Genomic DNA, 14156 nt, shown 5'->3' on the forward strand with positions numbered 1-14156 from the left:
ACTAGGTCTCCAACTCTCGCAGAAAATTCACGACCTCAGGCAGGGCCAGCACGCGCGCTTGCGGACACGCCTTGATCGCGGCCTCTGGCATTGCTGCAGCAAAGGCAGTTTGCGGGTCCTGGACGATGGCGGTTCCTCCGGCGTTGACAATGGCGGCAAGTCCATTCGCCCCGTCTTGATTGGCCCCCGTCAAAATCAGCCCGATGAGATGCGGACCGAAGGCGTCGGCGGCACTCTCGAACAGCACGTCGATCGAGGGGCGGGAGTAAAGGACTGGCTCGTCTCCAGTGAGCGAGAGCGTCTTATCGGCTTCGACCAGCAGATGATAGTCCGGCGGTGCGAAGTAGATGACACCGGGCTCGATAGGCATCTTGTCTTCCGCCTCGACCACCTCGACCTGGCACTTGGCCGCAAACAACTCCGCCATGACGCTATGCTTGTCTGGCGGAATATGGACGACGACGACGAGCGGCAGACGAAAGCCCTTCGGTATCGACGGAAGGATCGTACCAAGCGCCTCGACTGCGCCGGCGGAGGCACCGATGACGATGGCCTGTGGGCCGGGAGCGATCATTCGCTGCTCCGCTGGTAGATCTTTTCCTCACGTACAAAATCGGTGAATGAGGAGGCATTGCTCGAGAAGCGAAGCGTCTCCTTGGACCCCAGGCCCAGAAAGCCGCGGCGGGCCAGGGATTGCTCAAAAAGCTCCAGTGCCCGGTCCTGAAGTGTCTTGTCGAAATAGATGAGGACGTTGCGGCACGAGACCAGATGCATCTCGGCAAAAACCGAATCGGTGACGAGGCTGTGGTCCGAGAAGAGGACATTTTTTCTCAGCGTCTTGTCGAGCGAAGCTCGACCATAGGCAGCCTGATAGAAGTCCGACAGCGAGGATTTCCCGCCTGACAGGCGGTGGTTCTGGGTGAATAGCGGGATGCGATCGAGCGCGTATATGCCGGCCTGCGCCGTTTCGAGCGCATCGTGGTTGATATCGGTGGCGTAGAACAGGGTTCGATCTTCGAGCCCCTCTTCGCGAAACAGGATGACCAGCGAATAGAGCTCTTCCCCGGTGCTGCAACCGGCAACCCAGACCCTGAGGGACGGATAGGTCTTCAGATGCGGCACCACGCGCTCGCGCAGCGCGCGGAAATAGCTGGGATCGCGAAACATCTCGCTGACCTGGACGGTCATGAAGCGGAGAAGCTGGGGAAGCATGTCCGGGTCACGCAGGACACTTTCCTGCATTGCCGAGAATGTCGAAAACCCCAATTGCTCCCGGGCCTGCCGCAGGCGCCGCTTTATCGAGGCCATCGCGTAGTTTCGGAAATCATAGTGATATCTGAGAAACAGCGCCTCCAGGAGGAGACGTATCTCTATGTCCTCGACCTTGTCGGGTACTTCTGTCACTTGGGCATCCATACGCGCACCAGCGAGAGCAGTTTTTCAACGTCGAGCGGCTTGGCCATATAGTCGTTTGCCCCCGCATCGATGCAGCGCTGCTGATCGTCGGGCATTGCTTTCGCCGTCAGTGTGATGATCGGCAGCTTCTTCCAGGCCGGATTTTTTCTGATTTCGCGGGTGGCGGCGAGCCCATCCATCACCGGCATCATCACGTCCATAAGGACGAGGTCGATGGCAGTCTCGGGCGTTTCGGCGGCCTTGGCGAGTTGATCCAGAGCCTCCTGCCCATTGCGCGCGATCTGAACGGCCGCACCGCGGGGCTCGAGGATGTTGGTCAGGGCATAGACGTTGCGAACGTCGTCCTCCACGACGAGGATCCTGCGCCCTTCGAGCAGTGCGTCACGGTTGCGCGCCTTTCGGATCATCTTCTGGTGCTCGTCGGGCAGATCGGAAACAACCTGGTGAAGGAACAGGCTCACTTCATCGAGCAGGCGTTCGGGCGACTTGGCACCCTTGATGATGATTGATTTCGAGTACTGACGCAGCCTTTGCTCCTCGTTGGGAGACAGCTCGCGGGCCGTATAGACGATGACCGGCGGGAAGGCATAGGTCGTGCCCTGGCTCAGCGTTTCGAGAAGCGAATGGCCCGATGCGTCCGGCAGGGTCAGGTCGAGCACCACGCAATCGAACGTCTGTTGCTTGAGCACTTCCAGACATTGCGCCGCCGTACTCGCAGTCACCGTCTCGACGGCGCGGGATTCCAGCAGCTTGACGATGGCGTCCCGCTGGACCGCATCGTCCTCGACGATCAAAACGCGGCGGACACTTTGAGCGAGGCGTTCCTCGAGCTTTTGCAGCACGCCTACCAACTGGTCTCGGCTGACCGGCTTGATGGCGTAGCCAACCGCACCCAGCGAATAGGCCGTGTCCGCATGGTCGGCGGCCGACACGACGTGAATGGGAATGTGACGCGTTCTGACGTTGCGCTTCAGGCGATCAAGAACGGCGAGGCCGGACTGGTCGGGCAGGCCCACGTCGAGAACAATGGCATTGGGCAGGAATTCCTGCGCCAAAGCCAGGGCCTCTTCGGCGGTGCCGGCCACAAGCGTCTGGAAGCCGGTCTGGCGCGACAGATCCCGCATAATGCCGGCAAAAGTGTCGTCATCCTCGATCACGAGGAGCACCCGATTGCCTCCCACGAGAGTGTCGCGGTCGTCTTCGACCTTGCGGGTGACGGTCCGCGCGGGTGTTGGTGCCGGTAGTGCTGGAGACGGCGCCTCGAACGCCGGCACGGTGTCACGCGGCAGGACGTTGCCCGGGTCATATTTCTCGTGAATGACGGTGGTGAAGGTGCTGCCTTTGCCGACTTCGCTGTGAAGCTCCATCGTGCCGCCCAGGAGGCGTACCAGCTGGCGCGAAATCGACAAGCCGAGGCCGGTACCCCCATACCTCCGGCTAATCGTGCTGTCGGCCTGATGGAACGCCTCGAAGACGCTGCGCTGCTGCTCGGGAGCGATGCCGATGCCCGTATCGGTTACGGCAAAGGAGATTTCTCCCGTGGGCAGTGGCGTGACGGTCAGTGTCACCGCGCCCCTCTCGGTGAATTTTATCGCATTGGAGAGAAGGTTCTTCAGTACCTGCTCGAGACGTCGAGGGTCCGTCTCTATCGTCGGCGGGCACTCGGGCGCAATGTCGATGCGGAATTCCAGCTTCTTGTCTGACGCCAAAGGTTGGAAGAGCTGGCGCAGCCCCTGGGCGAGGCGTTCCACCCTGACCGTCTCGGGATGGATCTCGACGTGTCCGGCTTCGATCTTGGAGAGGTCGAGGATGTCGTTGATCAGGTTCAAGAGATCGTTGCCGGATGCCTCGATCGTCCTGGCGTATTTGACCTGCTCGTCCGTCAGGTTGTCCTGCGGATTGTCCCCGAGCAGCTTGGCAAGGATAAGCGACGAGTTCAGCGGTGTCCGCAGCTCGTGGGACATATTGGCCAGGAAGTCCGACTTGTACTGGCTGGCCTGCTCCAATTCCCTGGCTTTGAGCACCACGGAAGCGTTCGAGCGTTCGAGATCGTCGCGCTGGGTCTCAAGCTGCTGCGCCTGTTCTTCGAGCTGAGAGTTGGTCTGTTCGAGCTCGACCTGCTGTTGCTCGAGGCGCGCCTGGGATTCCTTGAGCGCCCGGCTCTGCTCTTCGAGTTCCTCGTTGTTGACCCGAAGCTCCTCGCTCTGGGTCTGCAGTTCTTCGGACTGGCGCTGGGTTTCTTCGAGCAGGTCCTGCAGCTCGCCGCGATATTTCGCCGACCGAACGGCAATCGCGATACCTTCCGAAGCGCGCTCGAGAAGCGCTACGGCCTTTTCATCGATAGGATGCACGAAGCCAAGTTCGATAACGGAATTGACTTCGCCATCGACAACGCCGGGAATGATCGCCAGATATTTGGGCGTGTAAGAGCCGAGGGCCGATCCGAACGCGATGTAGCCATCAGGAACCTCGCCGATGACGATCGGGCGCTGTTCGGCGGCCGACTGGCCGAGGAGACCTTCCCGCAGCCTGAACTGGGCCGGCACGGAAGCGCCCTCCGGTATCCCATAGGCAGATGTCTTGCGGTAGCGGTCCCCGTCGATGACATAAATTGCGCCGGCGACGGCTCCGACGTAGCGCGCCAGATAGTCGAGGATGGCATTGCCCAACTGGTCGATCGGTTGGTCGCCCATGGTCGAAGTCGCCAAACCGACCTGACCCGACTGTAGCCATTGGTCGCGCCGGCGCGCCAGGGTAGCGCGTCGCAGCATGAAGCCGATTGCCGCGGTGAGCAGAATTCCTAAAGCGCCGGAAAGCAGCGTGCTCAACAGCGCCCTTTGCTGTGCCGCTTCCATCTCGGCGAGCCTTTGGGCCCGCACGCGCCCCTCTTCATCGGCCATCGCGCCGATCTGCGCACGAATAGCGTCCATTTCGATCTTGCCGCGATCGGAATTGACGACCGCGAGCGCTGCTTCGATGCCAGCGGTCCTGCTCAGTTCAATCGTGCTGCTCAATTCAGCAAGCTTGGCCGCAACATGCTGGCGTAACAGCCGCAGCCTGTCTTCCTGCGCAGCGGTCTGCTGCGTGAGGGCTTCAATCTGATCGAGCTTGGGTTCAGTCGCCTTCAGCGCCGACTCATAGGGGCCGAGATAGGAATCGTTGTTGGTCAGGAGGAAGCCGCGTTGCCCCGTTTCAGCGTCCTGCACTTGGGACAACAGTTGATCGAGCGCCACGATGACGACGTGCGTCTGCACAATCCGCTGGTTGCCTTCAAGCAGTGCCTGGAAATTCGAAAAGGCTACGAGGGCGCTGGCAACAAAGAAGATGATCGCTCCCAAAAGCCCCATGGCCACTCCGGGATCGATTCCAAGCGATGTTCTAGAAACGTCACGGGTAGCACTGCCATTCATCGTTTTTCTCTTTGTTGGCAAAAGGGTAACGGCGCAGCCGGCGCGAAAGGTATGCCGACAGCGTGCCCTATGATCAAGCCGCCGCGCAGCTGGCGACGTTCAATTCAATTGGCAGCTTCGATCTAGCGATGAGGTTGATTTTCCGAACCACCCCTGGAAGACACCATCCTATCGCACGATTTGGCCGTCGCTGTATGCCGTGGTGACGAGCCGAGCGTATCTGCACCCGTCACATCCCACAGTTGACCGAACCATGCTCGGTTTGGAGCGTTGCTCCCTGCCAGAACGAATTCTCTGCCAACCCAAATCGATCTGATGGGAGAAAACCGATGCATGCACTTAAAGCACTCGCGACCGTGGCTGTCCTCATGGGCGGAATGCCGCTTCCCGCCGCAGCCCAGGATGCTGCTTTCGACCCCAGCGGCACGTTTGCGGACGAGTACGGTACCACTTTCACGTTCTCTCTCTGCGGATCGGGAACCGACCTCTGCGGAACGCTCGATGTGCTCGAAGGGGATTCCGCCACCGAGGAGAATCTCGCTTTCGTGGGGTCGATGGTGATGCAGGCTCAGCAGACGGAACCCAATGTCTGGAAGGGCACCATCGAGGCTGGCGACCTCAGCGCTGATGCCACGATCAGGCAGGTCAGCCCCGATGCGATCGAAATCGAAGGGTGCCGCGCGGGTCTCCTCTGCCAAACCCTGGCCTATAACCGCAAGTAGGGCGGCCAACCATCCGGCACCAAGTCGCGATCCGCAAATGATCGTGCCCAAGGGCAAAAGCGCAGCGTGACCTACAGGTTTCGTTTGTTTTCTACTTCGCGTGAAACCCTTGGCCGGACTCTTCGTTCACACTCAATGTCCATCACTTGCCAACCCAAATGACGTTGCCGGGGATAAATTTGAGCTCATTTGCGACCAAGCCTGATCCGAGAATTTCGACCGGCAATGGAGGGCTCGACGCCATCCTGGGCGGAGGGCTCACACCATCCCGCCTTTACCTGCTGGAAGGTGCTCCGGGGTCGGGCAAGACCACCTTGGGGCTGCAATTCCTGATGGAGGGCGTCGCCCGCAACGAGCGCTGTCTCTATGTCACACTGTCGGAAACGCATGACGAGCTTGCCGCCGTCGTCGCGTCTCACGGCTGGACGCTTGATGGCATCGACATATTCGAGCTGTCGGCGGCTGAAGAGGTTCTGGGCGATGGTCGTGGCCAGACGATCATCCACCCCTGGGAAATCGAGCTGAGCGCCACGGTCGATCTCATCATCAAGCGCGTCGACGAGACCAAGCCGAGCCGTATCGTATTCGACAGCCTCTCCGAACTTCGCCTGCTCTCGCAAGACCCGCTGCGCTACCGGCGTCAGGTGCTCGCTTTGAAGCAGTATTTTGCGGGGCGGAGCATCACTGTCATCCTCGTCGATGATCTCACCGGCGAGGATGGCGAACGGGATGCCCATCTCCATTCGATTTCACACGGCGTCATCACCCTCAACCGGACGACGCTGGAATTCGGCGCGGCGCGCCGATCGCTCGAAATCCAGAAAATGCGGGGCGTCCAGTTCTCGGCCGGTTTCCACGACGTCGTCATTGAGCAGGGCGGCCTGAAAGTATTTCCGCGCCTGATCGCGTCGGACTTCCACACCCCCTTTATCGGCGAGCCGATGACCAGCGGTATCGGCGAATTGGACGCTCTTTTGCAGGGCGGCCCGCTTCGCGGCACCTCCGCGGTCCTGACTGGACCCGCCGGCACGGGAAAGAGCTCGATCGCTTTTTCCTACGCGCTCGAAGCCTGTCGTCGCGGCGAGAATGCCACCGTCTATGAGTTCGACGAACGCATCGGCACATTGTTGGCCCGCGCGCGGTCCTTGGGGCAGGATCCCGATGGCCCGATAGAGGCCGGATGCCTGAAGCTGATGCAGATCAATCCGGCGGAGGTGAGCCCGGGCCAGTTTGCCTGGATGGTGCGAAAGGAGGTGGAAGAGCGGAGCATCAAGGTTCTGGTGCTTGATAGTCTCAACGGTTACCTCGCATCCATGCCCGAGGAGAAGCAGCTGATCCTGCAGTTGCATGAGCTGTTGTCCTATCTCAATCAGCAGGGTGTGCTGACATTGCTGGTCAACAACCAGCACGGGCTTGTCGGCACCATGAATACCGGCTCCCTCAATATTTCCTATGTGGCCGACGTCCTGTTTCTTTTCAGGTTTTTCGAGGCGGAGGGCCGCCTGCGCAAGGCGCTTTCCGTGCTGAAAAACCGCAGCGGTGCGCATGAAGACACCATTCGCGAAATCAAGTTCGACCGGCATGGCATTCGCATCGGGCAGCCGCTCGTCGAGTTCAGCGGCATCCTCACCGGCACGCCCAAATATATCGGATCTCGCGGTCCCCTGATGGAGAGCCGCGACAATGGAGAGTTTTGAGGAAAAGGTCATCGTCTACGCCCCCTATGTGCGGGACGGCGCCAGCATCATCAGCCTGCTCAATGCGCGGGGCCACCGGGCGATCGGGGTGACGAGCCTCGATGGTCTTGTGGGGCATCTCGATGATGAGCTGGGCGCGGTGCTGATGACGGAAGAGGCCCTGGTCCAGATCAACTGGAGCGCCTTGCTGGTAGCGGTCCGCGAACAGCCGAGCTGGTCGTCCTATCCGTTCATCCTGCTCATCGGGCAGCATCGTTCTGCGGGCCAAGCAGAGGCCGTCCGGGCACTTTTCCCGCCCGAGGCGGGCAATGTCATGGTGCTAGAACGTCCGATGGGCTCGACGGCTCTGGTAAGCGCTCTTCGCTGGGCCATTGAAGGCAGGCGTCGGCAATTTGTAACGCGCGATCATCTCTCCGAGCTTGAGCGCAATGCACGCCATCAGAAGTTGCTCACCCGCGAACTGGCGCACCGGGTCAAGAACACCATCGCCATGCTGCAATCCATTGTGACGCAGACCATGCGCCCCCATCCGGAGATGGGCCCTGTCAGGGAGCTGATCATCGCGCGATTTCTCGCCTTGTCGAGAACGCACGATCTGCTGCTGGGCACCGACTTTGCTTCGGCCGATTTCCTCGAATTGGTCACAAGAACGCTTTCGGTTCACGATCGGGCTTTCGAGGCGCGCGGCCCATCGATCCAGATTGCACCACAGGCAGCGCTGTCCTTTGCGCTGGTCTTGCACGAACTGGCCACCAATTCGATCAAGTACGGTGCCTTCTCCGAAGCGGCCGGCGCAGGATCGGTGAGGCTGACCTGGTCGACGAACGAACTCGATGGGCACGACAGTTTCGATTTTTCGTGGGTCGAGCGGGGCGGTCCGGCGGTCACGGCGCCAAGTCAAACCGGCTTCGGCTCACGATTGATCCAGACGACGCTAGGGGCTCTCGGCAATGTCGAAGTCGCTTACCCCGCCGAGGGGCTTGAACTCAGATACAGCGGTCCCCTCTCCGAATTGACCCACGCCGTCGTGCCGATCTCCTTCCGCGCCGAAGAGGCGCAGGAAGAATAGCGGCAGACCAATCATCTGACCCAAAATCTGGGTCAGATGATTGGCATCGAGAACGTGAACTTCGTTTCGGTTATGTCGGACGTCACGCTTATTCGGCCGCCATGCGCCAGGGCGATCTGGCTGGCGATATAGAGCCCGAGGCCAAGACCCTGCATATTTGAGCGCACCTCGCCGCGGTAGAATGGCTGGAAGAGGCGGTCCAGGGCCCCTTGCGGTATTGGCTCGCCGCCATTGGCAATGGACAACTGGAATTGCCCATTTTCTATTCCGGCATCGACCACGACCGGTCGGTCCTCGGCGCCATGGGTTATGGCGTTGCCGAGAAGGTTCGAAAACATCTGGGCGATGCGAGCGTGATCGACATCGACAGGCTGGGACAGATTGAGCCGCATCTCGATGCTGCGATCAGGGTGGCCGGCCCTCAGCTCGTTCACCACCTGGGCCAGGGTCGGTTCCAGCCGCACGCCCGACGTGCGTTGAATGGTGATGCCGCTACCCAGGCGCCCGCGGGCCAGGTCCATTAGATTGTCGATCAGGCCATTCATGCGGTTGATGCTCTCGGCCATCAGCCGCAGCACACGAACTGACTTTGCATCATTGTGGATCTGCTTGAGGATATTGGTGCCGCCAGCCAGTCCTGCCAGCGGATTGCGGAGGTCGTGGCCGAGAACCGCTATGAACTGCTCGCGCAGTTCTGCATCGCGGACTGACAGCACCTGCAGCTCGGCGGCGTCGTTGATCCGCGTATGAAGGCCCGCATTGAGCTCTTCCAGCCTGCGGCGCGTTTCTTGTTCAGCGTTCCGAAGCTCGACCAGTTCACGCTCGTGGCGCCGCCGCTGCGGCGCTCGGAACAGAGTGACGCGCGTAAAGACGAGATCGTCAGACACCTTGCGTTCGCTGGCATTGGCCAAGACCGGCAAGGTTCCGCCATCGATTTTGACGAGGTCTAGGGCGACCTCCTCGAAAAAGCCCTGGATGCGCAGCAAGGGGGCGAAATGGGTCTCGTAAAATATGCGCCCTGCCACATTCAGCAGGTCGCGCAGACGCGTGCCAATCAACGTGTCGGAGGAACGACCAAGCCAGGTACACAGCGTGGCGTTGACGCGAACTATCCGTCCGTCGGGACCGAGGGAGAGATAGCCGCATGGGGCATTTTCATAGAGGTCTTCGAGGTCGCCGTCGGAAAGATCAGAGGAATTCATTCATGGCCGCGATTACTGCGCCGGGCGCACTCAAGTTGGGGCAATGGCCGGTCGCATCGAGATAGACGATGCGGCTGCCAGCGATCTCCTTGTTCACATATTCGCCAACCTGCTCCGAAGCGATGATGTCGTCGCGCGTCTGCAGGATCAGGGTATCGGCCTGGACTTTCTTGAGGTCGGCACGATTGTCGGAGGTGAACGTGGCGCGGGCGAACTGTCTGGCGATATCGGGATCGGTCCGACAGAAGGAGTTGGTCAACTCTTCGCCCAATTCGGGGCGGTCCGGATTGCCCATGATCGCGGGCGCCATGGCTGCGGACCAGCCAAGGTGGTTATCCGCGAGTGAAGTCAGAAGCTCCTCGATCTGGGGGGCGGTGAACCCGCCATAGTAGTCACCATCATTGATGTAGCGCGGCGATGGTCCCACCATGACGAGCTTGGCGAACATGTCCGGCGCCTCGATTGACGCCAAAGCGCCGATCATGGCGCTGACCGAATGACCAACAAAGATAGCGTCGTGCAAGTCAAGCGCACGGCCAATCTCGACGACATCCGAAGCATAGCCCCGAAGATCGGCGTACTTGTCCTTGTCATATGCGCTGAGATCGGAACGCCCGGCGCCGACATGGTCGAACATTACCGTGCTATACCGCTCGCGAAAGCCAGGCTCGACCAGCCGCCACATATTTTGGTCGCAGCCAAAACCATGAGCGAACACGATGACCGGCTCGCCCGAGCCGTGCTTCTGGACGTGGTTTCTTTCGATAACGCTCAATCTGCCCTCACGCGCCCCAAATTCAGAACAGTTTTATATGACTTAGCGACGAAAAGGCGTCATGTTCGTGATTGTGAACGACAGAGTGGATCGTTCGTTCCCTTACGGCGTTAGGGTAGATCGGTCTGGGCGCAGACCCAAGACAGTACTGGACATCGACGTGCCCCAGGCCATCACAGTTCTCGTCGTTGAAGACGAGCCCATTATTCGCATGGACATCGTCGATCAGCTAGAAGATCTCGGTTTCAAAACGTTCCAAGCCGCGAACGCCTCCGAGGCTTTGATTCTGATCGAGGCAAACACCGACATCCAGGTGATCTTCACCGACGTCGATATGCCAGGCGGCATGGATGGATTGAAGCTCGCCGCAATGGTCCGCGACCGCTGGCCCCCCATCAAGATCATAGTGACCTCCGGACATCGTCAGGTCGGCCTCTCGGATTTGCCGGCCGAAAGCCGTTTTTTCTCAAAGCCTTATACCGGCGAAGCCGTCGCCTCCGCGCTTCGTGAAATGGCGGCCATCTAGCTTCCATGCGATGGTCACCCTAGACCGGCTCTGTGGCTCGCTCCCTCGTGGTCCAGGCGCCGTCTCGCCATTCGCGCACGATCACGGTGATTGTCTCCGAAGAAATATCGATCAGGTTGTAGGCGTTCGGCTCACCCCTCAGACGCGTCGAAATGGCTGAAGACGCCTGGACCACCAGGATGGGCGCCACCACAGACTTGCTCAACCCGATCGGCTGACCCTCGCGCGCGTGGGTTTTCGCCTCGTGCTTGCGCACATATGAGAGGTGAAAATGCCCGGAGAGAACCAGTCTCACCCCGAGGCCGGCAAACACTTCCAGCGCGTCGTCCGCACGTTTGACCCGCTTCGTCTTCTGGATCATCGGCTCGGTCGGAAACAGCAACGGGTGATGGGCGACGATGACGCGCACCGCATCGGGCGACACGGCGGCGAAACGCTCTGCCAAATCATCGAGCTGGCCACGCGATATGGTGCCGTGACCCCAGTTCCACTCGAGTCGGGCCCGACGCGAGGTCCGCATGCCGACGAGGGCCACACCGCCCATTTCGACAACCGGCTCCAGGTCTTTCGAGATATAGCGTCGATAGAGCCCGTAGGGATCAAGGAAACGCCTGAAGATATTGACCGCCGGCACATCGTGGTTGCCCGGAACGGCGAAGATCGGGGCCGTCAGCTTGTCGAGAAATTCCCGCGCCTGCTCGAATTCTTCCTTGGTGCCGATTTGGGTGAAGTCGCCGCTTGCCACGATCAGGTCGGGGTGCTGGGCATTGATATCGTCGGCAAAGCCTTCGGCGAGGACCGGGTCGTGGTGGCCAAAATGCAGATCGGAAATATGGAGAAGTTTCATGCGACCTCCGCCGAGGCCGTGACCTCGGCTGGAACGATAACGGAAAGGGCCTGCGGGCGAATGAGGAATTCGAGCGGCGTCGTCAGTGTTTCCACCTCGCCGTCCAGCATGACCTTGATGAGCGTGTGTCGGGTATCGATGGTTACGCCGCGCACGCTCTCCATGGAGAGCGCCTGGTCATTTCGCCAATTGCCGAGGATCATCCCCGTGGTCAGCCGAACGAAATCCCGAACATTGAGGTGTTTCAAGGTATAGAGCGTCAGCGTGCCTCGATCGAGACTTTGCCGGGAAAAGAACTGCCCGAGACCCTCGTCATAGGCATTGCTGGCCACCGCCAGGGCCTGCACCCGCTCTATGCGCCGCGCCCCCTCGTCTGGCTCGATGACGACCGCGAGGCGCTTGGCGCGGGCGAGGCGCCGGAAAAAATACCGCAACAACCCGATCTTGGCCGAGGCGTCACGGCGGCCGCGAATGCGTTCGCGCCCCGCAGCGACACCCGGAATAACCCCGATGACCACCTTGTGGAGAAAAATGCGGCCATTCACTTCGCCGACGTCGATGCGATGCTCGTGTCCCGTAACCAGATTGGCGACCGCCTTGGGGAGGTCGAGAGGCACATGGAGATCCTTTGCGAGGGCGTTGACTGTCCCCAGGGGCAGGATAGCCAGCGACTTGTCGGTTCCGACCAGGGCCTCCGCCACGGCCGTGATCGTTCCATCGCCGCCTGCCGCCACGATGATCGAGGCGTCGCTCGCCACGGCGTCACCTAGCCGCGTCGCCATATCGCGATCCTGCCGCGCATCGATGGTCGCGGTCAGGTCGTTGGCGACAAACAGGTCGCGTAGGGAGTCCTCCGATATGCCGGTGGCATTGGCCGTTCCCGCATTGGCGTTGAGGATCACGTAATATGTTTGCTTGCTCACGAGTACCGCTCGGAAGGAGTGTCCTCCGAGGCAACGTGCACCAAGACCATGCGTTGCGAGGAAATACGGAAATCCATCGTCGAGAGTTTGCATGGGTCGTTGGCGGCGGAGCCACCCAGCGCGCCGCGCGCCGCTATCGACCGGCCAAAAGCCAAGAAAAACAGGTATTTATGGATGGTAAAATGGCGGAGAGAGAGGGATTCGAACCCTCGAGACGGTTCCCCGCCTACACACTTTCCAGGCGTGCGCCTTCGACCACTCGGCCATCTCTCCGCATCGCCTTGGCAACCCTGGAACCAGGTTGTGCACGGCCTTGTTATGCCGTTGCGAGCGTGGCGCAATATACTGATGAACGTTTCGGGCGCAAGCATGAGTTTCGTCCTGTCCCGTATGTTTTTCGTGATCGTGCTGATCTCTTGTGAAACGGCCCCCGCGCGTGGCAAAAGGGACAGGTGCAAGGTGCAGCGTTCGGCACCCGGAAGCACGGGACGGGGTGAATGCGGATAGCCTTGCGAATTGTCGGCACTTGGCTCATTGGCCTGGCGCTGGTCTTGCTTGTCATTGATGGTACGAAATCGCTGGCGGCCAATGCTGTCGTGATGACGTCGCTAGGCGATATCTGGCTGCAGATCCATGCGCAAAGCCTTGATACCGTTCGAGAGTTTTTTCACAGCAGGTTCTTTGCCAACCTCCTCGACCGGGTCTTTGATGCGGTTCTGACCTATCCCGCTTTCGCAGTGATCGGGGTGCCGGGGATTGTGCTGGCGCTTCTGGGACGAAAACCGCGGCGCGAACGGTTTTTGCGAGCCGAGGATATCTGATCTAAAAATCGGGGGAGGCAATCCCCATATTATGCGGCGAAAGGAGAAACTCATGTTCTTCCGCACCAAGCCGACTGCCGTGCCAACTGCCGCCGAGGCCCTGCCCGGTCGCGACACGGAAATGACTGTCACATCTCAACATTTCGTCAATGGCGCTGCTCTCAAAGGACCCTATGCAGAGGGCGCCGAGACCATCTATTTCGGGCTCGGTTGCTTCTGGGGCGCCGAGCGCCTGTTCTGGAAGTTGCCCGGGGTTGTCGTGACCGCCGTGGGCTACCAGGGCGGCCATACGCCCAACGCCTCCTATGAGGAGGTCTGTTCGGGTCGCACGGGCCATACCGAGAGCGTCAAGGTGGTCTATGATCCCAAGACTATCTCATTGGAAACGCTGCTGAAAACCTTCTGGGAAGAGCACGATCCGACCCAGGGCATGCGCCAGGGCAATGACGTGGGCACCCAGTATCGCTCGGCGATCTACACGACGACGCCGGCACAGGCTGAAATCGTCGCCGCGAGCAAGGCGATGTATGAAAAGGCCTTGAAGGACAAGGGCTTGGGAGCGATCACGACCGAGATCGCACCGGCTGGTCCGTTCTACTATGCCGAGACCTACCACCAGCAGTATCTCGCCAAGAATCCCAATGGCTATTGCGGGCTCAACGGGACGGGCGTGAGTTGCCCGATTGGGCTCGGGGTCGCCGCCGAGTAGTCACATCTCCCAGGCGGCGCGTCATCGACGCGCCGCTTT

Annotated in this window: 13 protein-coding genes and 1 tRNA gene; 6 read left to right on the forward strand and 8 right to left on the reverse strand. The window is 60.3% G+C overall.

Features of this window, described 5'->3' with window-relative positions; genetic code table 11:
- Position 1: 1 nt before the first annotated feature.
- From ABW043_RS07645 to ABW043_RS07655, 3 genes are read right to left on the reverse strand one after another with little or no spacing between them, the layout of a single operon-like run.
- Positions 2-574 carry a chemotaxis protein CheB gene (locus ABW043_RS07645; RefSeq protein WP_353920625.1) on the reverse strand — a complete coding sequence of 191 codons (573 nt, stop codon included), beginning with the start codon at positions 572-574 and terminating at the stop codon, positions 2-4.
- Positions 571-1416, reverse strand: a complete 846-nt coding sequence (locus tag ABW043_RS07650) for a CheR family methyltransferase (protein WP_353920626.1) — start codon at positions 1414-1416, stop codon at positions 571-573. The genes ABW043_RS07645 and ABW043_RS07650 overlap by 4 nt, the downstream gene beginning before the upstream one ends.
- Positions 1401-4826 carry a response regulator gene (locus ABW043_RS07655; RefSeq protein WP_502908615.1) on the reverse strand — a complete coding sequence of 1142 codons (3426 nt, stop codon included), beginning with the start codon at positions 4824-4826 and terminating at the stop codon, positions 1401-1403. The genes ABW043_RS07650 and ABW043_RS07655 overlap by 16 nt, the downstream gene beginning before the upstream one ends.
- 329 nt (positions 4827-5155) lie before the next feature.
- Between ABW043_RS07655 and ABW043_RS07660 the strand changes: the two genes are divergently transcribed.
- The 3 genes from ABW043_RS07660 (at position 5156) to ABW043_RS07670 (ending at position 8314) form a co-directional block, all read left to right on the forward strand.
- Positions 5156-5548: a hypothetical protein gene (locus ABW043_RS07660; protein ID WP_353920628.1), complete on the forward strand. Its 393-nt coding sequence runs from the start codon at positions 5156-5158 to the stop codon at positions 5546-5548.
- A 158-nt stretch (positions 5549-5706) separates the two neighbouring features.
- Entirely contained in the window at positions 5707-7245 is a 1539-nt protein-coding gene (locus ABW043_RS07665; RefSeq protein WP_353920629.1) for an ATPase domain-containing protein, read from the forward strand.
- The gene (locus ABW043_RS07670) at positions 7232-8314 is read left to right on the forward strand and encodes a sensor histidine kinase (RefSeq protein ID WP_353920630.1); all 1083 of its coding nucleotides are present in this window, start codon (positions 7232-7234) and stop codon (positions 8312-8314) included. The genes ABW043_RS07665 and ABW043_RS07670 overlap by 14 nt, the downstream gene beginning before the upstream one ends.
- Positions 8315-8346: 32 nt before the next feature.
- Here ABW043_RS07670 and ABW043_RS07675 read toward each other — a convergent pair whose 3' ends face one another.
- On the reverse strand, positions 8347-9516 hold the full coding sequence (locus ABW043_RS07675) for a PAS domain-containing sensor histidine kinase (protein ID WP_353920631.1): 1170 nt from the start codon (positions 9514-9516) through the stop codon (positions 8347-8349).
- Positions 9503-10291 carry an alpha/beta fold hydrolase gene (locus ABW043_RS07680; protein WP_353920632.1) on the reverse strand — a complete coding sequence of 263 codons (789 nt, stop codon included), beginning with the start codon at positions 10289-10291 and terminating at the stop codon, positions 9503-9505. Before ABW043_RS07680 ends, ABW043_RS07675 begins: the two co-directional genes overlap by 14 nt.
- A gap of 160 nt (positions 10292-10451) precedes the next feature.
- Between ABW043_RS07680 and ABW043_RS07685 the strand changes: the two genes are divergently transcribed.
- Positions 10452-10817, forward strand: coding sequence for a response regulator (locus ABW043_RS07685; RefSeq protein WP_353920633.1), 366 nt, complete (start codon positions 10452-10454; stop codon positions 10815-10817).
- Positions 10818-10836: 19 nt separating this feature from the next.
- On the opposite strand, the gene ABW043_RS07690 is transcribed toward ABW043_RS07685, so the two are convergent.
- The 3 genes from ABW043_RS07690 to ABW043_RS07700 all read right to left on the reverse strand — a co-directional run bounded on the left by ABW043_RS07690 (position 10837) and on the right by ABW043_RS07700 (position 12860).
- Positions 10837-11664, reverse strand: coding sequence for a metallophosphoesterase family protein (locus ABW043_RS07690; protein ID WP_353920634.1), 828 nt, complete (start codon positions 11662-11664; stop codon positions 10837-10839).
- Positions 11661-12587, reverse strand: a complete 927-nt coding sequence (locus ABW043_RS07695; RefSeq protein WP_353920635.1) for a diacylglycerol/lipid kinase family protein — start codon at positions 12585-12587, stop codon at positions 11661-11663. Before ABW043_RS07695 ends, ABW043_RS07690 begins: the two co-directional genes overlap by 4 nt.
- 183 nt (positions 12588-12770) lie before the next feature.
- Positions 12771-12860, reverse strand: a tRNA-Ser gene (locus ABW043_RS07700).
- Positions 12861-13084: 224 nt separating this feature from the next.
- Between ABW043_RS07700 and ABW043_RS07705 the strand changes: the two genes are divergently transcribed.
- Entirely contained in the window at positions 13085-13408 is a 324-nt protein-coding gene (locus tag ABW043_RS07705; protein WP_353920636.1) for a hypothetical protein, read from the forward strand.
- Between the two features lie 52 nt (positions 13409-13460).
- Positions 13461-14117: a peptide-methionine (S)-S-oxide reductase MsrA gene (gene msrA, locus ABW043_RS07710; RefSeq protein WP_353920637.1), complete on the forward strand. Its 657-nt coding sequence runs from the start codon at positions 13461-13463 to the stop codon at positions 14115-14117.
- The last annotated feature ends 39 nt before the right edge of the window (positions 14118-14156 follow it).

It is taken from the genome of Devosia sp. (genome assembly GCF_040509215.1).
Lineage (GTDB): Bacteria > Pseudomonadota > Alphaproteobacteria > Rhizobiales > Devosiaceae > Devosia.

What these genes read in the sequence shown, in the direction of transcription:
- ABW043_RS07645 (WP_353920625.1), bottom strand. Translation starts at nt 574, where the DNA reads ATGATCGCTCCCGGCCCACAGGCCATCGTCATCGGTGCCTCCGCCGGC.
- ABW043_RS07650 (WP_353920626.1), bottom strand. Translation starts at nt 1,416, where the DNA reads ATGGATGCCCAAGTGACAGAAGTACCCGACAAGGTCGAGGACATAGAG.
- ABW043_RS07655 (WP_502908615.1), bottom strand. Translation starts at nt 4,826, where the DNA reads ATGAATGGCAGTGCTACCCGTGACGTTTCTAGAACATCGCTTGGAATC.
- ABW043_RS07660 (WP_353920628.1), top strand. Translation starts at nt 5,156, where the DNA reads ATGCATGCACTTAAAGCACTCGCGACCGTGGCTGTCCTCATGGGCGGA.
- ABW043_RS07665 (WP_353920629.1), top strand. Translation starts at nt 5,707, where the DNA reads ATGACGTTGCCGGGGATAAATTTGAGCTCATTTGCGACCAAGCCTGAT.
- ABW043_RS07670 (WP_353920630.1), top strand. Translation starts at nt 7,232, where the DNA reads ATGGAGAGTTTTGAGGAAAAGGTCATCGTCTACGCCCCCTATGTGCGG.
- ABW043_RS07675 (WP_353920631.1), bottom strand. Translation starts at nt 9,516, where the DNA reads ATGAATTCCTCTGATCTTTCCGACGGCGACCTCGAAGACCTCTATGAA.
- ABW043_RS07690 (WP_353920634.1), bottom strand. Translation starts at nt 11,664, where the DNA reads ATGAAACTTCTCCATATTTCCGATCTGCATTTTGGCCACCACGACCCG.
- ABW043_RS07705 (WP_353920636.1), top strand. Translation starts at nt 13,085, where the DNA reads ATGCGGATAGCCTTGCGAATTGTCGGCACTTGGCTCATTGGCCTGGCG.
- msrA (WP_353920637.1), top strand. Translation starts at nt 13,461, where the DNA reads ATGTTCTTCCGCACCAAGCCGACTGCCGTGCCAACTGCCGCCGAGGCC.